General features: G+C 73.5%; 27 protein-coding genes. 1 reads left to right on the top strand and 26 read right to left on the bottom strand.

The window, feature by feature from the left end:
- Window positions 1-61 precede the first annotated feature (61 nt).
- The 23 genes from QDR37_RS07950 to QDR37_RS07840 form a co-directional block, all read right to left on the bottom strand.
- Window positions 62-1,138: an EscU/YscU/HrcU family type III secretion system export apparatus switch protein gene (locus tag QDR37_RS07950; RefSeq protein WP_279713086.1), complete on the bottom strand. Its 1,077-nt coding sequence runs from the start codon at window positions 1,136-1,138 to the stop codon at window positions 62-64.
- Window positions 1,138-1,896: a flagellar biosynthetic protein FliR gene (locus QDR37_RS07945; protein WP_279713085.1), complete on the bottom strand. Its 759-nt coding sequence runs from the start codon at window positions 1,894-1,896 to the stop codon at window positions 1,138-1,140. Before QDR37_RS07945 ends, QDR37_RS07950 begins: the two co-directional genes overlap by 1 nt.
- Before the next feature lie 10 nt (window positions 1,897-1,906).
- Complete coding sequence (gene fliQ / locus QDR37_RS07940; RefSeq protein WP_279713084.1) at window positions 1,907-2,182, bottom strand: flagellar biosynthesis protein FliQ; 276 nt, start codon at window positions 2,180-2,182, stop codon at window positions 1,907-1,909.
- Between the two features lie 8 nt (window positions 2,183-2,190).
- The gene (fliP, locus tag QDR37_RS07935) at window positions 2,191-3,015 is read right to left on the bottom strand and encodes a flagellar type III secretion system pore protein FliP (protein WP_279713584.1); all 825 of its coding nucleotides are present in this window, start codon (window positions 3,013-3,015) and stop codon (window positions 2,191-2,193) included.
- 26 nt (window positions 3,016-3,041) lie between these two features.
- Window positions 3,042-3,644, bottom strand: coding sequence for a flagellar biosynthetic protein FliO (locus QDR37_RS07930; protein WP_279713083.1), 603 nt, complete (start codon window positions 3,642-3,644; stop codon window positions 3,042-3,044).
- 12 nt (window positions 3,645-3,656) lie between these two features.
- Window positions 3,657-4,382, bottom strand: a complete 726-nt coding sequence (locus tag QDR37_RS07925) for a FliM/FliN family flagellar motor switch protein (RefSeq protein ID WP_279713082.1) — start codon at window positions 4,380-4,382, stop codon at window positions 3,657-3,659.
- 11 nt (window positions 4,383-4,393) lie between these two features.
- Window positions 4,394-5,281: a FliM/FliN family flagellar motor switch protein gene (locus QDR37_RS07920; protein WP_279713081.1), complete on the bottom strand. Its 888-nt coding sequence runs from the start codon at window positions 5,279-5,281 to the stop codon at window positions 4,394-4,396.
- A 79-nt stretch (window positions 5,282-5,360) separates the two neighbouring features.
- A complete protein-coding gene (locus QDR37_RS07915; protein ID WP_279713080.1) occupies window positions 5,361-6,146 on the bottom strand; it encodes a flagellar motor protein MotB in 786 nt (261 codons plus the stop codon).
- 1 nt (window position 6,147) lies between these two features.
- The gene (locus QDR37_RS07910; protein ID WP_279713079.1) at window positions 6,148-6,972 is read right to left on the bottom strand and encodes a MotA/TolQ/ExbB proton channel family protein; all 825 of its coding nucleotides are present in this window, start codon (window positions 6,970-6,972) and stop codon (window positions 6,148-6,150) included.
- Window positions 6,972-7,292, bottom strand: a complete 321-nt coding sequence (locus QDR37_RS07905; RefSeq protein ID WP_279713078.1) for a flagellar FlbD family protein — start codon at window positions 7,290-7,292, stop codon at window positions 6,972-6,974. The genes QDR37_RS07910 and QDR37_RS07905 overlap by 1 nt, the downstream gene beginning before the upstream one ends.
- 200 nt (window positions 7,293-7,492) lie before the next feature.
- Window positions 7,493-8,674 carry a flagellar hook protein FlgE gene (locus QDR37_RS07900; protein WP_279713077.1) on the bottom strand — a complete coding sequence of 394 codons (1,182 nt, stop codon included), beginning with the start codon at window positions 8,672-8,674 and terminating at the stop codon, window positions 7,493-7,495.
- Between the two features lie 178 nt (window positions 8,675-8,852).
- A complete protein-coding gene (locus tag QDR37_RS07895; protein ID WP_279713076.1) occupies window positions 8,853-9,296 on the bottom strand; it encodes a flagellar hook capping FlgD N-terminal domain-containing protein in 444 nt (147 codons plus the stop codon).
- 16 nt (window positions 9,297-9,312) lie between these two features.
- Window positions 9,313-10,932 carry a flagellar hook-length control protein FliK gene (locus QDR37_RS07890; RefSeq protein WP_279713075.1) on the bottom strand — a complete coding sequence of 540 codons (1,620 nt, stop codon included), beginning with the start codon at window positions 10,930-10,932 and terminating at the stop codon, window positions 9,313-9,315.
- A complete protein-coding gene (locus QDR37_RS07885; RefSeq protein WP_279713074.1) occupies window positions 10,932-11,699 on the bottom strand; it encodes a C40 family peptidase in 768 nt (255 codons plus the stop codon). Before QDR37_RS07885 ends, QDR37_RS07890 begins: the two co-directional genes overlap by 1 nt.
- A complete protein-coding gene (locus QDR37_RS07880) occupies window positions 11,696-12,118 on the bottom strand; it encodes a flagellar export protein FliJ (RefSeq protein WP_279713073.1) in 423 nt (140 codons plus the stop codon). Before QDR37_RS07880 ends, QDR37_RS07885 begins: the two co-directional genes overlap by 4 nt.
- Window positions 12,118-13,446 (bottom strand): FliI/YscN family ATPase, encoded by a 1,329-nt coding sequence (locus QDR37_RS07875; protein ID WP_279713072.1) that lies wholly within the window; start codon window positions 13,444-13,446, stop codon window positions 12,118-12,120. Before QDR37_RS07875 ends, QDR37_RS07880 begins: the two co-directional genes overlap by 1 nt.
- Window positions 13,443-14,039, bottom strand: coding sequence for a FliH/SctL family protein (locus QDR37_RS07870; protein WP_279713071.1), 597 nt, complete (start codon window positions 14,037-14,039; stop codon window positions 13,443-13,445). Before QDR37_RS07870 ends, QDR37_RS07875 begins: the two co-directional genes overlap by 4 nt.
- Window positions 14,029-15,174 (bottom strand): FliG C-terminal domain-containing protein, encoded by a 1,146-nt coding sequence (locus tag QDR37_RS07865; RefSeq protein ID WP_279713070.1) that lies wholly within the window; start codon window positions 15,172-15,174, stop codon window positions 14,029-14,031. Before QDR37_RS07865 ends, QDR37_RS07870 begins: the two co-directional genes overlap by 11 nt.
- Window positions 15,171-16,820, bottom strand: coding sequence for a flagellar basal-body MS-ring/collar protein FliF (fliF, locus tag QDR37_RS07860; protein WP_279713069.1), 1,650 nt, complete (start codon window positions 16,818-16,820; stop codon window positions 15,171-15,173). Before fliF ends, QDR37_RS07865 begins: the two co-directional genes overlap by 4 nt.
- Complete coding sequence (fliE, locus tag QDR37_RS07855) at window positions 16,820-17,134, bottom strand: flagellar hook-basal body complex protein FliE (RefSeq protein WP_279713068.1); 315 nt, start codon at window positions 17,132-17,134, stop codon at window positions 16,820-16,822. The genes fliF and fliE overlap by 1 nt, the downstream gene beginning before the upstream one ends.
- Window positions 17,134-17,520, bottom strand: a complete 387-nt coding sequence (locus QDR37_RS07850) for a flagellar basal body rod C-terminal domain-containing protein (protein ID WP_279713067.1) — start codon at window positions 17,518-17,520, stop codon at window positions 17,134-17,136. The genes fliE and QDR37_RS07850 overlap by 1 nt, the downstream gene beginning before the upstream one ends.
- Window positions 17,520-17,861 carry a flagellar basal body protein gene (locus tag QDR37_RS07845; protein WP_279713066.1) on the bottom strand — a complete coding sequence of 114 codons (342 nt, stop codon included), beginning with the start codon at window positions 17,859-17,861 and terminating at the stop codon, window positions 17,520-17,522. Before QDR37_RS07845 ends, QDR37_RS07850 begins: the two co-directional genes overlap by 1 nt.
- A 142-nt stretch (window positions 17,862-18,003) precedes the next feature.
- Window positions 18,004-18,951, bottom strand: coding sequence for a hypothetical protein (locus QDR37_RS07840; protein WP_279713065.1), 948 nt, complete (start codon window positions 18,949-18,951; stop codon window positions 18,004-18,006).
- A 208-nt stretch (window positions 18,952-19,159) separates the two neighbouring features.
- Here QDR37_RS07840 and QDR37_RS07835 point away from each other — a divergent pair, with 208 nt between their 5' ends.
- Window positions 19,160-19,543 carry an HNH endonuclease signature motif containing protein gene (locus tag QDR37_RS07835; protein ID WP_279713064.1) on the top strand — a complete coding sequence of 128 codons (384 nt, stop codon included), beginning with the start codon at window positions 19,160-19,162 and terminating at the stop codon, window positions 19,541-19,543.
- 15 nt (window positions 19,544-19,558) lie between these two features.
- Here QDR37_RS07835 and QDR37_RS07830 read toward each other — a convergent pair whose 3' ends face one another.
- Genes QDR37_RS07830 through fliD form a run of 3 tightly spaced genes read right to left on the bottom strand, consistent with a single transcriptional unit; the run spans window position 19,559 to window position 21,688 of the window.
- A complete protein-coding gene (locus QDR37_RS07830) occupies window positions 19,559-19,858 on the bottom strand; it encodes a hypothetical protein (RefSeq protein ID WP_279713063.1) in 300 nt (99 codons plus the stop codon).
- Window positions 19,842-20,261 carry a flagellar export chaperone FliS gene (fliS, locus tag QDR37_RS07825; protein ID WP_279713062.1) on the bottom strand — a complete coding sequence of 140 codons (420 nt, stop codon included), beginning with the start codon at window positions 20,259-20,261 and terminating at the stop codon, window positions 19,842-19,844. The genes QDR37_RS07830 and fliS overlap by 17 nt, the downstream gene beginning before the upstream one ends.
- A gap of 11 nt (window positions 20,262-20,272) precedes the next feature.
- The gene (gene fliD / locus QDR37_RS07820; protein WP_279713061.1) at window positions 20,273-21,688 is read right to left on the bottom strand and encodes a flagellar filament capping protein FliD; all 1,416 of its coding nucleotides are present in this window, start codon (window positions 21,686-21,688) and stop codon (window positions 20,273-20,275) included.
- Between the last annotated feature and the right edge of the window lie 50 nt (window positions 21,689-21,738).

The raw sequence follows: 21,738 nt of genomic DNA, 5'->3' as shown, positions 1-21,738 counted from the left end.
CCCCTTCCGCCGCTGCTGCTGCAGCACTCCAGCAGGTCCGGCTGGGGGAAGGCCGGTCCGGTCAGCTCGCCATGCGGTGGACGCCGAGCGCGGCGCCGCGGCGCTTCAGCGACATGACGAACGCGAGCACCCGCGCGACCGCCGCGTAGAGCTCCTCCGGGATCTCCTGGCCCACGTCGCACGCCGCGTAGAGCGCCCGGGCCAGGGGGATGTCGTGCACCATCGGCACGCGGGCGTCGGCGGCGCGCTCGCGGATCTTCGCCGCGACCGCGCCCGCGCCCTTCGCGACCACCCGCGGGGCCGACTTGCCGGGCTCGTACTTCAGCGCGACGGTGATGTGCGTCGGGTTCAGCAGGACGACGTCGGCGCTCGCCACCGCGGCGATCATCCGGTTGCGGGTGAGGGCGAGCGCGCGGGAGCGCCGCTGCGACTTCACGAGCGGGTCGCCCTCCGTCGACTTGTTCTCGTCCTTCACCTCCTGCCGCGTCATCCGCGTGTGCTTCCGGTTGCGGCGCACCACCACCATGAGGTCGACGAGCGCGAGGCCGATGCCGGCGACGATCGCGGACTGCAGCACCGCGGTGATCACGCCCGAGGCCGTGGCGACGAGCGCGGTGAGGGGCATCGCGCCGCTGCTGCCGAGCAGCGGCATGATCCCCTGGATGGCGAGCCAGACGGCGACACCCACGACGCCCGTCTTCAGCAGTGCCTTCGCGCCCTCCCAGAGGGCCTGCTTGCCGACGAGCCGGCCCGCACCGGTCACCAGGTTGAACTGCTTGAACGACGGCTTGAACGCCTTGACGTGCACCCCGCCCTGCGCCACCACCCCGACGATCGCGCCGGCGACCGACGCGCCGAGCATCGGCAGCACGATCGGGGGCACCGCGCCGAGCGCGGCGAGGAGGTACCGCTCCGCCCCGCCGGCGGTCGGGGCGAGGATCACGGCGCGAAGCCCCAGCACGAGACCGGTCAGCGCGGTGGTGCCGTTGCCGAGCACCGCCGGCAGCACGAGGGCGGCGCCGGCCATCGAGATCCAGCCCGTCATGTCGCGCGAGGTGGTGAGGCGGCCCTCCCGACGCACCTCGCGCATGCGCTTCTCGGTGGCCTGCTCGGTGCGCTCGCCGGTGGTGTCCGCCATCAGTGCAGCGCCCCCATGAGGCCGAGCGCGTCGTCGGTGAGCGTGCCGACGACGCGGGGCAGCGCGAGGAAGATGACGCCGCCGAAGAGCAGCGTGATGAGGATCTTCAGCGGGAAGCCGAGCTGCAGCGCGTTCAGCGACGGCGAGACGCGGGTGAGGATGCCGAGCCCGACGTCCGCGAGGAACAGCACGACGACGACCGGTCCCGCGATCTGCGCGGCGGCGATGAACAGCTGGCCGAGCCCAGGCAGCAGCTTCAGCCCGATCGCCGGGTCGAGCACGCCGGTGACGGGCAGCGCGTCGAACGTGCGGAACAGGCCGTTCAGCAGCAGCTCCGCGCCGCCGGAGACGAAGAGCAGCGCGAGAGCGACCATCTGCATGAGCCGCGTGAGCTGCGCGCCGTTCACGTGCATCTGCGGGTCGTACGCGGAGGAGAGCTGGAAGCCCGCGAACTGGTCGATGAGGTTGCCGGCCGACTGCACGGCGGCGAAGACCATCGCGCAGAGGAACCCGAGCAGGCCGCCGACGACGAGCTGCTCGATCAGGGCGAGCAGGAACGGTCCGGTGTCCATCGACACGGGCGTGCCCCCGGCGGCACGCGGGGCGACGAGCAGCGAGAGCGCGACGGCGAGCATCCCCTTGATGCGCAGCGGGAAGCCGGAGAACGAGAACGGCGGCGCGAGCACCAGGAACGCGATGATCCGCACACCGGCGAGCAGCGCGGCCTCGAGGAAGGCGAAGTCGAGCGGGATGCTCACGGCTTCGGCCCTACTTCGTGCCGAGGTACGTCGGGATGGAGTGGAACAGCTGCTGCGTGAACGTGACGGACTCGGAGATCATCCAGTGGCCGCAGACGAGGAGCGCGATGGCGACCGCGATCGCCTTCGGCACGAACGAGAGCGTCGCCTCCTGGATCTGCGTGATCGACTGGAACACGCTGATCGCGAAGCCGACGACCAGGGCCGTGACGAGCAGCGGCGCCGCCAGCTCGCCGGCGAGCAGCATCGTGTGGAGCGCGAGGTCGATGACCTGGTTCTGCGTCATGGGCGCCCCTACGTCGCGTAGCTCTGCACGAGCGAGGTGACGATCAGGCCCCAGCCGTCGACGAGGACGAAGAGCAGGATCTTGAACGGCAGCGCGATCATCGTCGGCGGGAGCATCATCATGCCCATCGCCATCAGGCCGGACGAGACGACGAGGTCGATCACGAGGAACGGCACGAAGATGACGAGGCCGATGATGAACGCGGCCCGCAGCTCGGAGAGCATGAACGCCGGGATGAGCGTGACGAGCGGCACCGAGGCGGGGTTCGCGGGGTTCGCCCGGCCCGCGGCGCGGGTCATGAGCGCGATGTCGCTCTCCTGCGTGTGCTTCACCATGAAGTGCTGGAGCGGCACGGACGCGGAGGCCACGGCCTGGCCGAAGTCGATCTTCCCGGCGAGGTAGGGCGCGACGGCCGACGAGTCGATCTGCGTGAGCACCGGCCACATGATGAACAGCGACAGGAACAGCGCGAGGCCCGCGAGCACCTGGTTCGGCGGGATCGTGTTCAGGCCGATCGCGTTCCGCGTCATCGCGAGCACCACGAAGATCTTCGTGAACGACGACATCATGAGCAGCAGCGCCGGCGCGATCGACAGCAGCGTGATGCCGAGCAGCACGAGGATCGACGTCGACGGGGCGCCGTCGGGGCCGTTGATCTTGATCGAGATCGAGCCCGAGCCGGCCGACGGGGTCGGCGTCGGCACGACCGGCGCGACCGGGTCGGCGTGCGCCGCGAGCGGCGAGGCGAGCACGAGCCAGAGCACGACGAGCACGCCGATCGCGGCCGCGACGAGCAGCGGCAGGGCTGCGCGGAAGCGCGCCGGCCCCTGCACGGGGCGCGGCGCCGGGAGGGCGCGGCTCACCGCAGGTGCTTCAGGGCGTCGACGGTCTGCCGCCAGGTGGCGGGCGAGAGCACGCTCCCGGCGAGCGGGCCGGTGGCCTGCTGCACCTTGGCCTGCTCGGCCTCCCGGGCGGCGCGACGGCTCTGGTAGCCCGTCGAGGGCGGCAGCGTGATCGTCTGCGTCGGGAGGCCCGCGGGGCCCGCCTGCGGGGGCAGCACGGTGACCTCGCCGGTCGCCGTCGCGATGCGCAGCTCCTCGTCGAACGCGAGCAGCGTCGCGGCGTCGTCGATCGGCTCGACGACGGGGCTCTGGATCGCGACGGGGGCGGTCGACACGACCTGCAGGCCGCGGGCGGCCCCGCCGTCGCCCGCGTCCAGCCGGTCGAGCACCGTCACGGCGTGCTCGGTCACGCCGAGCAGGTAGCGCCGTCCACCCGCGTCGACGACGGCGACACCGGCCTTCGCGCCGAGGCCCTGCCGCGCGACGACGCCGATGGCGCGGGTGCGCGCGGCGCGGCCGCCGCCCTTGCCCTTGACGAACCAGCGGTGCGCGAACCACAGCGCGCCGAACACCGCCGCCAGGGAGACGACGACGCGGAGCGCGAGGAAGACGGTGTCCATGGAGGGTGCGGCTCAGCCCTCGTCGACGGTGTCGAGGACGCGGGTGATGCGGACGGCGAAGCGCCGGTCGACGACGACGATCTCGCCGGTGGCGATGAGCCGGCCGTTCAGCAGCACGTCGGCGTCGGCTCCGACCGCGCGGTCGAGCTCGATGACGGTGCCCGGCTGCGCGTCGAGGAGGTCGGCGACCGAGACGCGGGCACGGCCGATCTCGACGGTGAGGCTCATCTCGACGCCGCTGATGCGACCGAGGCGCGAGGTGACGTCGCGGCGGGGCGCCGCCGGAGCCGCCTGCTCACGCAGCTGCACCGCGAACCAGCCGGCGATGCCGGTCTCGCCGATGAGGTCGAACACGACCGTGTCGGGGGCGTCGAGGAGCGCCGCGGGCACGCCGTCGACGGCCTCGCCGAGCATGCCGCCGCCGATCACGGCGGTGGCGTGCTCGAGCGCGGGGCGGAGCACGTCGACGATGCGCACCGTGGTCGGGTCCGCGCCGCCGGCGGCGAGCAGCTCGCCGCGGTCGAGCAGGATGAGGCCGAGGTCGGCCGAGGCCGCGCCGACGTACGACGCCGAGACGCCGGCCTCGAGCGCCGCGCCCGGCAGGGGCGCGCCGACGTGGCGCTGCGCGAGCAGCGGGGCGCCGGGCAGCGCCGCGACGAGGGCGTCCGCGATGGCGGCCTCGGCGGTGCCGTCGGTGCCGGTGGTCCGGGCGTCGGGCAGAGCGGTCTGGAAGGTCATGGCCGGCCTCCTTACGAGTCCACGACGACGCAGGCGAGGCGGTCGCCAGTGCCCCCGACGGCGGCGCGGACGACGGGGGTGCCGTCGAGCGCGACCGTCAGCGGGCGGTGCTGCGGGTGCGTGAGCGGGATCAGGTCGCCCTCGGCGAGCCCGAGCACGGTGGCCGGGCCGACGAGGGTGGGATCGAACGCGACGGACACCTCGACGGGCGCCTCGGCGACGTGCGCGGCGAGCAGCTCGGCGACCGTGTCGGCGGTCTGCGGGTCGGCACCCGCGCCGATGCGGTCGAGCACGGGCTGCGCGGGGAGCGCCACGGCGAGCACGGCGTCGCCGTCGCGGCGCTGCACGCCGAACGCGGCGCAGAGCATCAGCTCGTCGGGGGCGGTGCGGTCGGCGGAGAGGTCGTAGGCGAACGACTCGACGACGGCCTCGGGGACGAGACCCCGGAGCGCGAGCTGGAGCTCGTCGACGTGGTCCTCGGTCATGCGCCAGACGAGGGCGCGCTCGACCGCGGTGAGGCGGTGCTGGCCGCCGGCCTGGGCTCCGGACCCGCCGACCATGCGGGAGGCCCAGAAGCGGGCCTCGTCCGCGGGCACCCGGTAGACGATGCGGGACGGCTCGTCGTCCATCGCGGCGAGCAGGAAGCAGCAGGGCTCGTCGTCCTGCGCGGCGAAGAGCCCGTGCGGCAGCGCGACGAAGCCGCGGTACTCGAGGTCGACGACCGAGCGCGTCTTCGCGGTGATCTGCAGGCCGGCCTGCCGGGCGAAGGCCTCGAACGCGAGGTCGAGCCGCTCGCGGGCGGTGTCCGAGAGCACCTCGGGGCTCTCGAAGTCGTACGGGCGCGCGTCGACGGCACCGGGGGCGAAGACCCGTGCGCGCGGCGTCCGACGATCGGTCACGCCCGGATTATGGGCAGAAGGGGGTGCCGATCCTCGCACGACACTCGGATGGGGGCCAGAGCGGCCCCCATCCGAGGGGTCAGTGGTGCGCCGCCTCCCCCGCGGCCGAGGCGCTCGGCGCGGGCGAGGGCGCCGGAGCGCCGGATTTCGCCGACACGGCGTGCAGCACGATGTCGACGCGGCGGTTGCGCGTCGCGGTGTTCGCGCCCGAGGTGACCGGCCGGCTCGAGCCGTACGAGACGGCCGAGATGCGGTCCCCGGGCACCCCGTGGTCGACGAGGTAGGTGAGCACGGTCGTCGCCCGGGCCGCGGCGAGCGCCCAGTCGTTCGAGTACTCCCCCGCCGAGCCGTGCGGGTCGGCGTGGCCCTCGACGGTCACGGAGCCGGCCTGCTCGCCGAGCACCGGGGCGATGACCTTGAGCGACGTGAACGCGTCCTGGCGGAGCGAGGCGTCGTCGGGCCCGAAGTAGGCGATCGAGCCGACGAGCCCGATCGTCACCGTCGTGCTCGTCGTCGTGACCTGCGCCTTCGAGGTCGAGCCGGCCTTCTTCAGCGCGGCGTCGAGCTTCGTCTTCAGGTCCTGCGCGATGGCGGTCGTCGTCGTGAAGCCGGTCCCCTTCTTCTTCACGAGGTCCTTCGGCACGACCACGCCCTTCGCCGTGTCGACGGTCTGGCTCGGCGTCTGGCCGAAGCCGGTGGCGAGCGAGTTCGCGAGCGTCTTGAACTTGCTCGCGTCGATCGTCGACATCGCGTACAGCACGATGAAGAGGCACATGAGCACGGTGATCATGTCCGCGTAGGACGTCATCCACCGCTCGTCGAGATGGAACTCGGCGTGGCCGCCCTTCTTCCGTCTGCTGCTCACGTCAGGCCGCCGCGGCGGCCTGCGGCGCGGCCGCCTTCTTGCCGCCGGCCTTCGCCCCCTTGGCCGCACCCTTGCCCTGCTCGTGCACGGGCACCATGGCGAGGAGCTTCTCGCCGAGCACGCGCGGCTGCGCGCCGCCCTGCACCGCGAGGACGCCCTCGATGACGATCGCGAGCCGCTCGGACTCGAGGTCGGTCATCTTGCCGATGCGGCCGCCGATGGGCAGCCAGATGAAGTTCGCGCTCATGACGCCCCAGAGGGTCGCGACGAACGCGCCGGCGATCGAGTGGCCGAGCGTCGCGGGGTTCGAGAGGTTCTCGAGCACGTGCGTCAGCGACACGACGGTGCCGATGATGCCGACGGTCGGCGCGAAGCCGCCGAGCGAGTTGAAGAACTTCGACGAGGCGCGGCCGACGCGGTCGCGGGTCGCGGCCTCGTCCTCCATCACCGTGCGCAGCTCGTCGGCGTCCATCCCGTCGGCGGTGTTCTGCAGCGCCTTCTTCAGGAAGTCGTCAGTGATCTTCGCGGCCTCGGCCTCGAGGGCGAGGAGCCCCTGCTTGCGGGCGACCTCGGCGAGCTCGACGAGCTGGTCGATCGTCTTCGTGGCCGCGACGCGCTTGTAGAGGAACGCCTTCGGCAGCGTCTTCACGGCGTTGATCGCCTCGGGCAGCACGGTGCTCGCAAGGCCCACGCCGATGGACCCGCCGAAGACGAGGATCATCGGCGCCGGCAGGATGAGCGCCATCGGGCTCGCGCCCTCGAGGAACGCCATGACGAGCAGCGAGCCGAAGGCGACGAGGATGCCGCCGATGGTCGCCGGATCCATCAGGACCTCCCTGGCGTGCGCACGGCGGCCTCGGCGCTGCGCGTCGGGGCCTTCGCGCCGTCGACGACGCCGAACCGGCGGCCGCCTCGCGGCGGCGCCGGGACGTTGGCGGACTGCTCGGCGGCCATCGTGTGGGCGAGCGCGATGACGCGGGCGCGGTACTGCGCGATCTCGCCGATGACCTCGTCCACCGTCTCGGTGACGATGTAGGTGGTCCCGTCGACGAGCACGACGGTCGTGTCGGGCGTCTCCTGGATCCGCTCGACCAGGTCCGGGTTGATCGCGAACGTGCTGCCGTTCAGGCGCGTGAGAAGGATCATGGTTTCCCCCCATCCATGGGTCCGGCACGTCCCGTCCGTGGGACGGTTCGATCGCCGTCTCTAGATCTATCGGGAGTTCTGCGCCGGCCGTCAGGGGCCGCCCGACCCCAATACGGGTGAGCACGCCGGGGAAGGGAGCAGAGCGCGGGGGGGGAGGTGCCCGCGCGGCGGAGGGGGGATCCGCGCGGGCACCCGGGGCACTACTGCTTCAGCTGCGTGAGCTGCTGGAGGATCTCGTCCGAGGTGGTGATGATGCGGGCGTTCGCCTGGAAGCCGCGCTGGGCGATGATCAGGTTCGTGAACTCCTGGCTGAGGTCGACGTTCGACGCCTCCAGGGCGCCCGCGACGACCGCGCCGTAGCCCGGCGAGCCGGCGGTGCCGAGCGTGGCGGTGCCGGAGTTCAGCGTGGCGCGCAGCTCCGAGTTGCCGGTCTTCTCGAGCCCCTGCGGGTTGGTGAAGCCCGCGAGCGCGAGACGGGCGAGCGGGATCGTGTCGCCGTTGCTGAAGGTGCCGGAGAGCGTGCCGTCGGAGCCGAGCGACACCGACAGCAGGGCGCCCGCCTTGTTGCCGTTCTGGCCGGCCATCGCGACGGTCGTGTCGCCCGCGTAGCCGGACAGCTTCGAGAGGTCGAGCGTGATGCCGTCGACCACGGGGTTGGTGTCGCCCGTCACCGGGTCGGCCCCGGTCGTCAGGACGCCGCTCGTCGGCGTGCCCGTGCCGTCGTCCACGGAGTAGGACCACTGCTTGCTGCCCGCGGCGCCCGCCGTGAAGGTGATCGCGAGCGTCTTCTGCGAGCCGTCGCCCGCGTACACCGTGATGTCGCGCTCGACGCTGGTGCCGGCGGCGGCGTCCGAGGGCAGGTTGCCGACCATCCGCGCGGCCGTCGTCGTCTTCGCGGGGGCGGTGGTGCCCTGCGGCAGGGTGATGTTCGAGGGCTGCACGCCGGTCTGCACGACGCCGCTCGTCGCGGGCCAGCCCTGCACGAGGGCGCCGTCCGGCGTCGCGAGCCGGCCCTGCGAGTCCCAGTGGAACGAGCCGTTGCGCGTGAAGAGCGTCTCGCTGCCGACGTGGGCGACGAAGAAGCCGTCGCCCTGGATCATCGCGTCGAGGTTGTTGCCGGTGGTCTGCTCCGACCCCTGCGCGAGGTTGGTGCTGATGCCGGAGACCCGGACGCCGAGACCGACCTGGTTCGGGTTCGTGCCGGCTTTGTAGCTCTCGGGGAGGCCCGCGGCGGAGAGGGTCTGCGAGAGGGCGTCCTCGAACTGCACCGACGACGCCTTGAACCCGGTGGTGTTCACGTTCGCGATGTTGTTCGAGGTCACGTCGAGCATCGTCTGCTCGGCCCGGAGGCCGGAGATGCCGGAGTAGAGGGAGCGGAGCAAGGAAGGCCCTTCTGAACGGTCCGCGCGCCGGGGCGCCGGTCGCGTCGGGGGTCGGCCGTCCTGGCCTGCTGATCGCCGTCATGGCTGGTGCCGCGGAAGCCGCGGCGGTTGGAGTCGAGGTGGAGTCTCGCGGGCGTCCGCACCGCGGTGCGGGAGGCCTGCGGGACCAGTTCGGGGGTCAGGCGGCCGAGGCGGAGCCCGTCTCGGTGACGCCGGTGACCTCGGACAGCGACACGGTGGCGCTGCCGACGGTGAGGGTCGGGGTGGTGCCGGTGAAGCCGACCGCGGTCACGGTGCCGGACTGCGCGGAGCCGTCGGCGCCGGTCCACGTGACCTGCTTGCCGAGGACGTTCGCGGCGGCGCTGCGCATCTGCAGGTCGTAGCTGTTCGTCGTGGCCGACGACAGGTTCGTCAGCTGCTCCATGGAGGCGAGCTGCGAGGTCTGGCTGATCATCTGGCCACTGTCCATGGGCGAGCTCGGGTCCTGGTTGCGCAGCTGCGTCGTGAGCAGCTTCAGGAACATCTGGCTGTCCATGGTCTGGTTCGGCTTCGCCTTCGACGTCGCCGAGGTGTAGATCGACGACGCGGCCGGCGCTGCGGTGGCCGGGGTCACGCTGGTCATGGCTGTCCTTCCTGCTCTACGCGAGCACGTCGAGGCCGCCGGCGGAGGCGCCGGCGGGGATGCGGGCGGTGCGCGGGGCGCCGTAGCCGCCGCTCGCCGTCGCCTGCCGCTGCGGCAGGGGCAGGCGGGCGTCGCCGCGGGTCCCGGAGCCGCCGTCCCCGGTCGCGGGGCGGCCGTCGCGGCCGCCGTCGGCCGGGGCGTCACCGGTGCCGAGCCCCAGCGAGGTCGAGCCGGCGCCCGACGAGCCGAGCTCGCGCTTCAGGTCGGGCAGCATCGAGGCGAGCGCGTCCCGCGCCGCGGCCGAGCCGGCGAACAGCTCGACCCGCAGGTCGCCGCCCGCGACGTGGGCCCGCACGGTGACGGGGCCGAGGTTCTCCGGCGTGACCCGCACGGTGACGATGTGCTCGCCGTTGCCGACGGCGCGGAGCGCCGCGATCGGCGGCGCGAGCTGCGCGCTGAGCGGCTGGTCGGGCACCTGGTGGGCCGGCGCGACGGGTGCGGCGGCGGGGGCGTGCAGCGGCGCGGGCGGCGCCGCGGCGACGACGGGCACGCCGAGCGACAGCGGCTGCTGCGACGACTGCGCGGGGTCCGCGGGGAGCGCCTGCTGCGCCGACGCCGCGACGGCTGCAGCGGGATCGGGCGCCGGCGCGGATCCCGGCACCAGCGCGGCACCGAGGCCGTCCAGGGCGCTCGGACGCGCGCGCTCGGAGGTCGAGGCGGCAGCGCTGCCACGGCGGTCCTGCTCGTCGCCCGGGCGGCCGCCGTCGCGGTCGGACGGGTCCTGGCCGGCGACGGGCGCGACGGGCACGCCGGTCCCGGCGGGCGAGGTCGAGACGGCCGTGCCCGTGCCCGGCGCAGCGGCTGCCGCCGGCGCGGTCGGCGCTGCCGGCGGTGTCGGCGGTGTCGTCGATGTCGGCGGTGTCGTCGCTGTCGGCGGTGTCGTCGGTGTCGGCGGTGTCGGCGGCGGCTCGGTGGGCGCCGCGGCGGGAGCGGCAGGGACCGCGGGCGGGAGGACGGCGGGGACCGCGGGGGCGGTCTGCTGGAGCGCGATCGGAGCTGCCGGTGCTGCGGGCGCAGCGGACGCGGCGGACGGCGCAGGCGCGGCCGGTATGCCGGGAGGCAGCGACGCGTCCCCACCCGTGGAGCCGTCCGCGACGGACGTGACGAGGCCCTGGACCCCGGGAGCCGAGGCGCCGATGGCGGTCCCGGCCTGGGCGCGGGCCGGCGCCGGCGGTCCGGCCGGCCCCGTGGCCGCCGTCGGCGGGGTCGGCGGCGCCTGGGGCAGCGCCGCGGCGAGCGCGGCAGCGTCGGGGGTCGCGGCGCCGGTGGTGGCGGCTGCAGCCGCGGGAGGCTGCGCCGCGGGATCAGCGGGCGCCGGGGCGGACGCGGTCGGGGCGACGGTGCTCGCGTCGTCGGCCGAGGGGTCGCTCGCCCCCTCGCCGGCGGTCCGACGAGCGGGCGCGCGGTGGCCGGTGGCGTGGGGCGCGGCGGGATCGGGCCGCCCGGGCGCGCGGTCGGCTCCGGTCTGGGCGTCGAGGACGTCCTGGAACGCGGCGGCGCCGCCGCTGCCGCTCGAGGACGCCGGAACTGGCGCGGGGGCGGCGGGCAGGTCGCGGAGCGCGGAGACGGCGGCCATCAGCTGCTCGCCCCGGCGAGCGCCGCACGGGCGGCGAGCAGCTGCGACGCGGTGCCGCTCGAGGCACCCGAGGTGCCGAGCGAGCTCATGAGCGACGAGAGCGAGAGGCCCGACGAGCCCGAACCGGTCGAGCCGCCGAGCACGTCGGAGAGCTGCGCGAGCGCGGCGGCCTGCGTCGACGAGACGGATGCCGCGTCGGCGCCGGTGCTCGGCACGACACGGCGGATCGAGGTGACGTCCTTGTCGGTGAACCAGATCTTCTCGACGCCGACGGTGCGACCGGCGTACGGCGCCTGGAGGACCTGGTCGTTGCCGGCGTAGATCGCGATGTGGTCGCCGCCGTTCAGCACGATGAGGTCGCCCGGCTTCGCGTCCTTCAGCGAGCCGACCTTCTGGCCGACCGTCGCCTGCTCCTGCGAGGTGCGGGGCACGGAGACGCCCAGGTCGGCGAACGCCTTCTGCACGAGTCCCGAGCAGTCCATGCCGCTCCTCGACTCGCCGCCGAACACGTAGGGCACGCCCTCGTACTGCTTCGCCGCGGCGAGCACGTCCTCGCCGGTGACGCCGGCGTCGATCGTGGTGCCGTCGGTCGATGCGGTCGTCGACCTGACCGGCGCTCCGCTCGAGGCGGAGTCGAGCGCGCTCGCGAAGGACGTCGCGGACGCGGCCGACGTCGCCGGCGAGGCGGTCGGCGCCGCGACGGCGGAGAGCTGCGCGAGCTGGGCCTGGATCTGCTGGATCGACCCGACCATGTCGGTGAGGGTCACGGCTCCTCCGTGGGGGTCCGGCGGCGGGCGGCGATCTCGTCGAGCGCCGCCTGCTCCGCGGCGAGCTCGGCCGCACGGGTCTGCGCGTCGAAGCGCTCCTCGAGCTTCTCGACCGACCGGGTCGCGCGACGGGCGGCGGCATGCGCGGCCTCGGCCTCGGCGACGCGGCGCTCCTCGGTCGCGCGGAGGGCCTCGAGGTCGGCGAGCATCGTGGCGCTCGAGGCACGGGCGGCCGACAGGTAGTGGATGCCCCGCACGTCGCGGGCGTCGTGCCCGTGGTCCTCGAGGGCGTCGAGCAGCTGGTGCCGCTGCCCCGCGAGCTCGGACGCGCGCGACCGGGCGAAGCCGACCTCGCTCGCGGCGCGCTCCTCGGCGAGGCGCCGGAGGCGCAGCAGACCGGCGAGGTTGAACACGGCCATCAGACGGCTCCCATCCGGGCGACGAGGGCACCGAGCGACGCCCAGGCCCGGGGTGCCGGCGTCACGTCGTCCATGGGCTGCGTGAGGAAGGCGGTGATCGCGTCCCCGTGCGCGACGGCGGCGTCGACGCGGGGGTTGGCGCCGTGGGCGTACGCGCCGACGTCGAGCAGGTCCTGCACGTCGCGGCGCGCGGCGAGCACGCGCCGCAGCGCGGTGGCCGCGGCCCGCTGCTCCGCGGTCGTGACGCGGGAGGCGACGCGGGAGACGGAGCCGAGCACGTCGATCGACGGGAAGTGCCCGCTGGTCGCGAGCCGGCGGTCGAGCACGACGTGGCCGTCGAGGATCGACCGCGCGGTGTCGGCGATCGGCTCGTTGTGGTCGTCGCCGTCGACGAGCACCGTGTAGATGCCGGTGACCGAGCCGACGGGTCCGGTGCCGGCACGCTCGAGCAGCCGCGCCAGCAGGCCGAAGACGCTCGGCGGGTAGCCGCGGGTCGCGGGCGGCTCCCCCACCGACAGGCCGATCTCGCGCTGCGCCATCGCGACGCGGGTGAGCGAGTCCATCATGAGCACCGCGTGGGCGCCCTCGTCGCGGAACGACTCGGCGATCCGGGTGGCCGTGAACGCGGCGCGGGCGCGCGTGAGCGCGGGCTGGTCGGCGGTCGAGACGACGACCACGGACCGGGCGAGCCCCTCGGGGCCGAGGTCGTCCTCGAGGAACTCGCGCACCTCGCGGCCGCGCTCGCCGATGAGCGCGATGACCGTGACCTCGGCGTCGCTGCCGCGCGCGATCATCGACAGCAGCGACGACTTGCCGACGCCGGAGCCGGCGAAGAGGCCGATGCGCTGGCCGCGGCCGACCGGCGTCATGGTGTCGAGGGCGCGCACGCCGAGCCCGAGCGCGGTGTCGATGCGCGCCCGCTCCATCGCGGCGGGGGCGTCGGCCTCGACCGGCACGCGCGGCCCGGAGGCGAGCGGGCCGCGGCCGTCGATCGGGCGGCCCGTGCCGTCGAGCACCCGGCCGAGGAGGCCGGCGCCCGTCGGCACCGTCATGCGGCGGCCGGTGGCGCGGACCGGGTCGCCGACGCGGAGCCCGTCGAGCGGGTCGATCGGCATCACCGTCGTGCCGCCGGCGCCGACGGCGACGACCTCGGCGCGCGCGGCGTCCTCGCCCACGAGCAGCAGGTCGTGCAGGGCGGCGGAGACACCGGTCACGCGGACACCGAGGCCGGCGAGCGCGGCGACGCGGCCGACCCGCTCGGGGCGGGCGGCGTCGAGGAGCGCGGCGAGGGCGTCGGGACGGAGCCGGCCGGGAGCGACGGCCGTCACCGGTCGGTCCCCGCGGCGAGTGCCCGGAGGCGCTCGACCGCGGCGCCGATGCGGGCGTCGACGAGGCCGTCGGCGAGCACGGCGACCGCGTCGCCGCGCTGCAGGCCGGGGTCCGCCTCGAGCGGCACCGTCACGTCGGTGACGGCGGCGACGACCTCGAGGTCCTCGGGAGCGAGCCGGATCGTGACGACCGGGGCGGGGTCGGCGGCGGCGAGCGCGCGGCGCACCGCGGCGACCGCTGCCCCCTCCGTGTCGGCGAGCTCGTGGCCGACCAGGGCGGTCGCGAGCGTGACGGCGGCGGCGAGCAGGTCGTCGTCGTGCACGACGAGCGCGGCGTTCGTGCGGGCGTGCAGCCCGCTCGCGGCGGCGGTCAGCGCGGCCGCGGCGGCGCGGACGCGGGCGACCTCGGCGTCGAGGAGCGCGGCGGCGGCCTCCTCCTGCGCGGCGCGGTCGGCGGCGAGGATCCCGGCCGCCTCGCGGCGCCCGGCCGCGTATCCGGCGGCGTGGCCCTGCACGCGGGCGCGCTCGACCGTCTCGGAGACCTCGTCGGTGACGAGCGAGGGGAACACGAGGGGGGCGAAGTCAGTCGACATACTCCTCCTCCGGCTCCGCGGTCGCCTCGTCGTTCCCCTCGGCCTCGCTCACCGCGGCGGCACCGCCCGCGGGCTTCAGGTCGAGGCCGTTCGCGGCGAGGGCGCGCAGCGCGCGGACGACGCCCTGGCGGGCCTCGTCGACGCGGCTCCTGAGCACACGGCCGAGCTCGGTCGTCTCCTCGGCGAGCGCCTCGCGGTTGCGCTCCGACATGTTCGCGCGCACGGCGGCGGCGACGTCCTCGTGCGCGCCCTTCAGCGCGACGGCGAGGGTCGGGATCGCGATGCCGCGCAGCAGCTGCTGCAGGTCGCGGTCCTGGAGGCGCGGCAGGTCCTCGAACGCGAGCATCTTCGCCCGCACCTCGTCGGCGAGCTGCTTGTCGCGGCCCTGCAGGCCGGCGAGCAGCTCGCTCTCGGCCGCGGGCTCGGCGTGGTTCATGATGTCGACGAGCGGCTGCACCCGGAGCGGCGCGGGGGCCTCGGGGTCCTCCTCGTCGAGCGCGGTCGTCGGGGACGCGGCGGCGGCGCGGGCCCGGCGGCGGAGCACGTCGGCGACGATGCCGCCGGCCTCCGGCACGGGCGTGCCCATGGTGGCGACGCACTGCGCGATGTCGAGCTTCCGCTCGGGGTCCTGCAGCATGAGGATCTTCGCGGCCAGATCCGGCCCGAGCTGCACGAGCACGAACGCGACCGTCTCTGCGGTCTCGGCGGCGAGCAGCGGCACGATCGCCGACGGCTCCAGCGACTCGAGGAACGCGAACGACGCGCTCGACTCGCTCGTCGCGATGCGCTCGAGCAGGCCTGCGGCGCGCTCGGGCTCGAAGGTGGCCTGGATGAGGTCGGCGGCGACCTGCTTGCCGGAGCGGGCGGCGGCGCCCGGCGTGCGGCCGGACACCTGCTCCTGGAACTGCCGGATCGCCTCCTCGGCGTCGCGGCCGTCGGTGGAGCGCATCCGCGCCATCTCGGCGGTGATCTCCTCCGCCTCGGCCTCGCCGAAGCTGCGGAGCACGACGGCGGCGCGCTCGGTGCTCATGTTCATGAGCACGAGCGCGGCCTTCTGCACGCCGGAGAGCGTGCGGACCGCGACGTCGGAGCCGGGCCGCGACGGCTCGGGCGCGACGGGGGTGCGCGTGCTCACGAGGCCACCCGGTCAGCCATGAGGGCGCGGAGGTAGTCCGCGGTGCCCTCGGGGTCGGCCTCGGCGAGGGCGTCGACCTCGGCGCGCATCTGCCCGAACGGGCTCGCGTCGTCGGGTCGCGGCTGCCGCGGCAGCGCCATCGTCGGCATCGCGACGGTCGGCAGCTCGGCCGGCCGCTCGGCGGCGGCGAGCCGTACGGTCGGGTCCAGGCCGCCGAGCGGGTCGCCGGCGGGCGAGCCCGGCACGACCGACATGCGGCCGCCGTCGAGCGCCCCCTCGGACTCCGGCCGCTTGAACAGCTTCTTCAGCAGGATGAAGAAGACGATCAGGGCGACGAGGCCGCCCGCGACCCAGATGGCCGCGGTGATCATCTTCGACTGGTTGTCGGCCGACTGCGCGGCCTGCTGCTGGGCGAGCGCGGCCTTCGCGCTCTGCGCGGCGGCGTTCGAGAACGACGCGGCGGCGACCGTGACCGAGTCGCCCCGGCCCGTGTTCACGCCGGCGGCGGCCGCGACGAGGCTCTGGATGGTGCTCGTCGGCACCTTGAGCGCCGCGGAGTTCACGGCGACCGCGATCGTCTGTCGGTTCAGCGTGCCGGGCGTGATCGTCTGCGTCGTCCGCGTCTCGTCGATCGCGTTGTTCGTGACGCCCTGCTTCGAGACGTACGAGCCGCCGGTGCCGGTCCCCGTGCCGTTCGCCGCGGTGGTGCCGTTCGTGGTGTCGGTGCCGAGCACGCCGGACGCCGCGCCCGCGGCGCCGGCACCCGTGTACGTCTGCGTGTTCGAGCTCTGCGACAGCACCGGGTTCTTCGCCGGGGTCGTGTAGGTCTTCGTCGTCTTCGTGCCGCTCGACTGGCTGATGTCGGCCGACACCGTGACGGTCGAGTTGCCCGGGCCGAGCAGGCGGTCGAGCATCGTCTGCACCTGCGTGCGGGTGGTGGCCTCGTAGTCCGCGGCCTGCGTGGAGGCGCTGCCCGCGGCGCCGCCGCCGACGGACGAGAGGGTCTCGCCCTTCTGGTCGACGACCGAGACGTTCGTGTCCTTGAGGCCGGGGTACCCGGCGGCGACGAGGTGGACGATCGCCTGCACCTGAGCGGTGGTGAGCGGCGTGGTCTCGTTGATGAACACGGAGGCCGTCGGGTCCTGCTGGTTCTGCGTGTAGACCGACTGCTGCGGGATCGCGAGCTGCACCGAGGCGGAGGCGACGCCGCCGATCGATTCGATCGTCTTCGCGAGCTCGCCCTCGATGGCGCGCTTGTACGTGACGTTCTGCTGGAAGTCGCTCGCGGTGACACCGAGCGTGTCGAGCAGCGAGTATCCCGTGGTGCTCGAGCTCGGCAGGCCGGCCGAGGCGGCCGCGAGGCGCTCGGCGTCGACCTTGTCGGCGGGGACGAGGATCGTCGCGCCGCCGTCGGAGAGCTGGTAGTCGACCTTGTCCTTCTGCAGCTGGGCGACGACGCCGCTCGCGTCGGAGGACGAGAGGCCGGTGAACAGCGGCGAGTAGGTGGGCCGGCCGAGCCAGCTCGAGAGCGCGAAGCCGCCGAGCGCGAGGATCGCGACGCCGATCACGGCGAGGGTCTTCTGGGCGACGGTGAAGTCGCCGATCGTCGCGAGGAGCCGCCTCGCCGCACCGTTCATGCTCTTCATCAGGCCTGCATGTTCATGATCTGGTTGAACGCCTCGATGCCCTTGTTGCGGACCGCGGAGACGAGCTGCATCGTCACCTGGGCCCTCGTGGCGGCGAGCGTCGCCTGGTGGATGTCGGTGAGGTCACCGCTCGTGACGGCCTTGATGGCCGCGCTGTCGGCGGTCGCCTGCACGGACGAGAGGTTGTCGACGGCGTTCGTGAGGACGTTGCCGAAGCTCGTGCCGGACGTCGGGGAGACGCCGGAGGTGGCGGGGGTCGTGGGGAGCTGGATCCCCGCGGCACCCGAGATGCCGGGGATGGCGGCGATGGCCATCAGCCACGTCCGATCTGCAGGGCTGCCTCGTAGGTGGCCTTGGCCCGGTCGACGACGGAGGCGTTCGCCTCGTAGCCGCGCTGCGCCAGGATGAGGTCGCTCATCTGCTCGCCGAGGTCGATGTCGGGCATGCGGACGTAGCCGTCCTTGTCCGCGACGGGGTTCGAGGGGTCGTAGACGAGGCGGCCGACGGCGCTGCCGTGCTGCACGCCCCCGACGGCGACGCCGTTGTTGCCGGCGACCTCGTTGGCCTGGATGTACTCGGCCTGGAACGCGCTCTGGCTCGGGTTCTTCGCGTCGTTGATGTTCGCGATGTTGTTCGAGAGCGCGTTGAGCCACGCCTGGTGCGTGTTGAGCGCCGTGGCGGCGATGTTGATCGCGTCCATCAGTTCGTCCCGAGGGCCGCGGAGGTCGCGTCGAAGTCCATGTTGATGGCGCGCGTCGCGAACTGGTAGCGGAGCACGGTCTCGATGTTGTTCAGCGTCTCGGAGTCGAGGCTCACGTTGTTGCCGTTCTGCTGCGTCGGGGCGTCGGAGACGGACTCGGTCGCGGAGACCACGCCGCTGCCGTTCGCGACGGAGGCGCTGAGCGCGTTCTCGAAGCTGACGACCTTCGCGTGGTAGTTCGGCGTGTTCACGTTCGCGATGTTGTTCGCGATGACGTTCTGCCGTTCGGCGAGGCCGTCGAGCGCACTGCTCAAGGCGTTGATGGTGACCGAATCGAACACGGGCGCGATCCATCCGAGGAGGAAGAGTGGAAAGCGGCCGAATCCATGGCCTGGGAGAAGCTCCGAGCGATCCGTGCTCCGGAGAGTTGTGGTGACACTAAGCGGCCGATCACGCGGATCCCGGTTGCAACACCGTGCCCCGTTAGCACGTTTTTGACCCCCTCTTCGGGGGCCATGACCCCCGGGCGAGCGCCTCCCGCCGCGACCACGCCCACCACGCCGAGGGGCTGCACGCGGAAGCCCCGGTCAGCGGCAGAACTACGCAGGCAGTGTCGGACCCCCGTGACAGGGTCTGGGCATGGAGTCGACAGCTGTGGTGAAGCGCCTCACGGGCGCTGCGCGCGCGCTGAGCGGCGCCGATCGTCGCTCCACCGACAGCGATCTGCTCGCCGATGCCGCCGCGTGGGAGGAGCTCGGCCGCATCGTCGACGCCCGGCGCATCGCGGTCGCCGCCGAGATCGAGCACCGATCGCGGCCGGCGCTCGGCACCGAGAGCCTGGCGGCCCGGCAGGAGCAGAAGGGCGGCAAGGAGCTGCTCGCCGAGCGGCTGCTGATCAGCACGAGCGAGGCGAAGCGGCGCATCTCGCTGGGCAGCGCCCTCGCCCCGCGGTGGTCCTTCACCGACGAGCCGCTGCCCGGGCGGGCGCCGATGCTGGCGGATGCCGTGCAGCAGGGGTCGGTGCCGCTGGAGTCCGCGCGGCTGATCCTCGTCACCCTCGACAGTGCTCGGCGCCGGGCGGCGGACGAGGACCTCGAGGCCGCGGAGGCATTCCTGACGAATACCGCGCGCACCGCCCCGGTGGATGTGCTCGCGGTGGTGGCACACATGTGGACCCAGGCGCTGGATCCGGACGGGGCGGAGCCGGATGAGCGGGAGCAGCGGCGCAAGGAGTCCCTGAAGCTCGGTCGCGTCCGTGCCGATGGCTCGTCGACCCTGTCCGCCGTGATCTCGGCGCAGACCCGCGCTGAGATCGAGGCGTTCCTCGACGCCCACCGCCGCGGCACCACCTTCGTCCGCAATCCCGACGACGGGGAGGACCTGGAATGGCACGAGGCCGCCCAGGACGGCCGCACCCGCGCCCAGCACCACTCCGACGCCCTCTGGTCGGCCTTCCGCGCCGGCGTGCGCGCCGAGCAGGAAGGCACCGGCGGATCGCCGGCGAGCCCGCATGAGGTGATCACCGTGATCACGATCGACGAGCTCGAGCGGCGGCAGGGCGCCGGCTCACCCCGATGGAGTCCTGGCCCGCTTCTCGGTGCCGACGGTGGAGCGGCTGCAGTGCTCCGGTACTTCGCGCTTGCTCGTCACCGACCTCTCCGGCGAGCCCCTCGCCCTCGGCCGCAGGACCCGGCTGTTCTCAGCGGCGCAGAAGAAGGCCCTCGCCGCCCGCGACGGCGGCTGCGCCTGGCCCGGCTGCACCGCACCGTCCGCCTGGTGCGACGCGCACCACATCGCCTGGTGGAACCGCGACGCCGGCGCCACCGATCTCGAGAACGGCGTGCTGCTGTGCAGCCACCACCACCACCTCATCCACGAACCGCTCAGTCGATGGCAGATCGTGGTCCACGACGGCGACCGGTACCTCATCCCCCAGCTCTGGCAGGGCGACCCGCTCCCGAAGCACCGGATGCAACGCCACCGATGGCACGCGCGAGGCGGACCGGCGACCGAAGCCGCGTAGCCGGTGGTCGACCGGCTAGAGCGCCTGGTCCACGTACACCGCGGGCTTGTCCGCCGCGCGGTAGCTCGCGCGGTGCATGGTGCTGCGGGCGTGCGCGGCCCGCGTGCTGCGGACGCGGAGGACGTCTCCGAGTCGAGCCTGGCGCTCGGCGATCACGGCGGCGCGCGCGGACTCGTCCGCCGTCATCGCCGGCAGGTCCTCAGCCGGGGCCGTCCAGCCGGCAAGACCGGACAGGTCGCCGGCCTCCGCGGCGGCGAGGCGGGCGTCGAGATCGTCGAGGACGATCGCCCAGGCGAGGTCAGCCGGCAACGGCATCGCGGCGGTGCGCCGCCTCGGTCATCGACACCTGCAGCGCGGCCTCGTGCCACGCGGTGCGCAGCGGCTCGAGCAGGCGGATGCACTCGCGGGTCTTGCCGATGTCGCGGCGCACGTTCGCGGCGACCATCTGCTGCTGCACGTACACGTAGAGGGCGAGCAGCGCCGGTCCGCCGTCCCACAGCTCGGGCTTCAGCGACGTCATGAGCTCGGTGACGATGTCCTGCGCGTGGATCAGGTGCGGGCCGGCGTTCGGCCACTCCTCCGCGCGCTGCGCGACCTCGGCCCGCTGCAGGTCGAGCAGCAGCCGGTCGTAGAGCATCGTGAGGATCTTCGCGGGGGACGCGGAGAGCACCGAGTCCCGCTGGTACATGCTGCGGGCGGCGGCGAAGTTGTTGCGCATCGGAGGAACCTTCAGGGCTTGCTGCTGGAGGTGGACAGGCCGTTGATCTGGGATGTGAGCCAGGACGACTGCGCGGAGAGGTTGCTGAGCGCCGCCTCCATCGCGTTGAACTCGTTCGTGTACTGCGTCTGGATCGTCGCGAGGCGGGCGTCCCAGTCGCTGATCTGCGAGGAGAGCTGCGACTCCTGCCCCTGCTCGGAGGTGATCTTCGTCGAGAGGGTGCCGGTGTAGGGCGCGGAGATCGTGTTCGCGGCATCCGCGACCCGCTGCGCGACCGCCTGGAAGGTCGACATCGTGCCGGCCGGGTCCGACTGCATCGCCTTCGTGAAGGCGTCCTGGTCGAACGTGATCGTTCCGGTCTTCGTGAGGTTGATGCCGATCGACGACAGCGAGGCGCCGTTCACCGGCGCGGAGACCGCGCTGAGCAGCTGGCTGTTCACGTCGCGGACGAAGGAGTCGCCGGTGAAGACGCTGCCGCTCGTCGACGTGCTCGTCGTACCGCCGCTCGTGTTCGACGAGGTCGAGATCGCCGACTGCGTCGCGATCGTCGAGAGCAGCGAGACGAGGCTCCCCGTGAGCGACTTGGCGCTCGCGACGGCCTTGCTCGGGTCCGACGCGATGGTGAGCGTGACGGGCGTGCTCGACGTGGTCGTGACCGTGACGCCGACGCCCGTCAGGAGGTTCGAGAAGGTGTTCGACGACGAGGTGACGGTCTGCTGCGCGGCGGTGCCGCCGTAGAGCGTGATGCTCGCGTCGGCGGCGGTGGTGACCGTGGTCGTCGGCAGCGCGGGGCCGGAGGCTGAGCCGCCCTCGGCGACCGAGAAGGCGTTCGCGGTGCCGGAGCTGTTCGAGCGGAGCTGGAGGCGGTACTGCGGGTTGCCGGAGGCGTCCGTGCCGGCAGCGACCTTGGTCGCGGTGACACCCGTCGCACCGCCGTTGATGGCGGCGACCACGTCGTCGAGGTTCGCCGATTTCGCGGTCACCGGGACGGACTTGGCGGTCGCGCCCGTGCCGGTCGTGATGGTGATGCTCGGCGTCGCCGACGAGGTGTCGGGCCAGGAGGTCATCGCATCGGTGACCGACGTCTGGGCGGCGGCGACGGCGCCGACGGTGAAGGTGAGGCTGCCGACGTTCGCGGTCGCGTCGGCGGACGCGCTCACGGTGGTCGAGTCGGTGGTCGCCGTGAAGGCGTTGAGGCCGCCGGGCGTCGACGCGGTGCTGGCCGCGGACGCGATCGAGGCGAGCTGCGAGTTGATGCCCTGCAGGGCGGCTCGGTAGGTGGAGAGCGTCGAGAGCCGGGTCTTCAGCGCCGTCTGCGGCGCCTGCTCGATCGACATGAGCTTCGACACGATGCTGCTCGTGTCGAGACCGCTCGAGAGCCCGGTGAGGCCGAGCCCCGACAGGGACGTGGTCGAGGTCGTGACCATGCGGTGCTCCTCCCCTGCTCCGGGTGGTCGGGTACGTCAGACGACGGTGG

Origin of the sequence: Amnibacterium sp. CER49 (assembly GCF_029846255.1) — a bacterium.
In the GTDB taxonomy this organism is placed as follows: domain Bacteria; phylum Actinomycetota; class Actinomycetes; order Actinomycetales; family Microbacteriaceae; genus Amnibacterium.
Note: the sequence above shows the minus strand (reverse complement) of the source record. Positions and strands in the feature narration are given on the sequence as shown.

What these genes read in the sequence shown, in the direction of transcription:
- QDR37_RS07950 (WP_279713086.1), bottom strand. Translation starts at nt 1,138, where the DNA reads ATGGCGGACACCACCGGCGAGCGCACCGAGCAGGCCACCGAGAAGCGC.
- fliQ (WP_279713084.1), bottom strand. Translation starts at nt 2,182, where the DNA reads ATGACGCAGAACCAGGTCATCGACCTCGCGCTCCACACGATGCTGCTC.
- QDR37_RS07930 (WP_279713083.1), bottom strand. Translation starts at nt 3,644, where the DNA reads ATGGACACCGTCTTCCTCGCGCTCCGCGTCGTCGTCTCCCTGGCGGCG.
- QDR37_RS07925 (WP_279713082.1), bottom strand. Translation starts at nt 4,382, where the DNA reads ATGACCTTCCAGACCGCTCTGCCCGACGCCCGGACCACCGGCACCGAC.
- QDR37_RS07910 (WP_279713079.1), bottom strand. Translation starts at nt 6,972, where the DNA reads ATGGATCCGGCGACCATCGGCGGCATCCTCGTCGCCTTCGGCTCGCTG.
- QDR37_RS07905 (WP_279713078.1), bottom strand. Translation starts at nt 7,292, where the DNA reads ATGATCCTTCTCACGCGCCTGAACGGCAGCACGTTCGCGATCAACCCG.
- QDR37_RS07895 (WP_279713076.1), bottom strand. Translation starts at nt 9,296, where the DNA reads ATGACCAGCGTGACCCCGGCCACCGCAGCGCCGGCCGCGTCGTCGATC.
- QDR37_RS07890 (WP_279713075.1), bottom strand. Translation starts at nt 10,932, where the DNA reads ATGGCCGCCGTCTCCGCGCTCCGCGACCTGCCCGCCGCCCCCGCGCCA.
- QDR37_RS07880 (WP_279713073.1), bottom strand. Translation starts at nt 12,118, where the DNA reads ATGGCCGTGTTCAACCTCGCCGGTCTGCTGCGCCTCCGGCGCCTCGCC.
- QDR37_RS07870 (WP_279713071.1), bottom strand. Translation starts at nt 14,039, where the DNA reads ATGTCGACTGACTTCGCCCCCCTCGTGTTCCCCTCGCTCGTCACCGAC.
- fliF (WP_279713069.1), bottom strand. Translation starts at nt 16,820, where the DNA reads ATGAAGAGCATGAACGGTGCGGCGAGGCGGCTCCTCGCGACGATCGGC.
- fliE (WP_279713068.1), bottom strand. Translation starts at nt 17,134, where the DNA reads ATGGCCATCGCCGCCATCCCCGGCATCTCGGGTGCCGCGGGGATCCAG.
- QDR37_RS07850 (WP_279713067.1), bottom strand. Translation starts at nt 17,520, where the DNA reads ATGGACGCGATCAACATCGCCGCCACGGCGCTCAACACGCACCAGGCG.
- QDR37_RS07830 (WP_279713063.1), bottom strand. Translation starts at nt 19,858, where the DNA reads ATGCCGTTGCCGGCTGACCTCGCCTGGGCGATCGTCCTCGACGATCTC.
- fliS (WP_279713062.1), bottom strand. Translation starts at nt 20,261, where the DNA reads ATGCGCAACAACTTCGCCGCCGCCCGCAGCATGTACCAGCGGGACTCG.
- fliD (WP_279713061.1), bottom strand. Translation starts at nt 21,688, where the DNA reads ATGGTCACGACCTCGACCACGTCCCTGTCGGGGCTCGGCCTCACCGGG.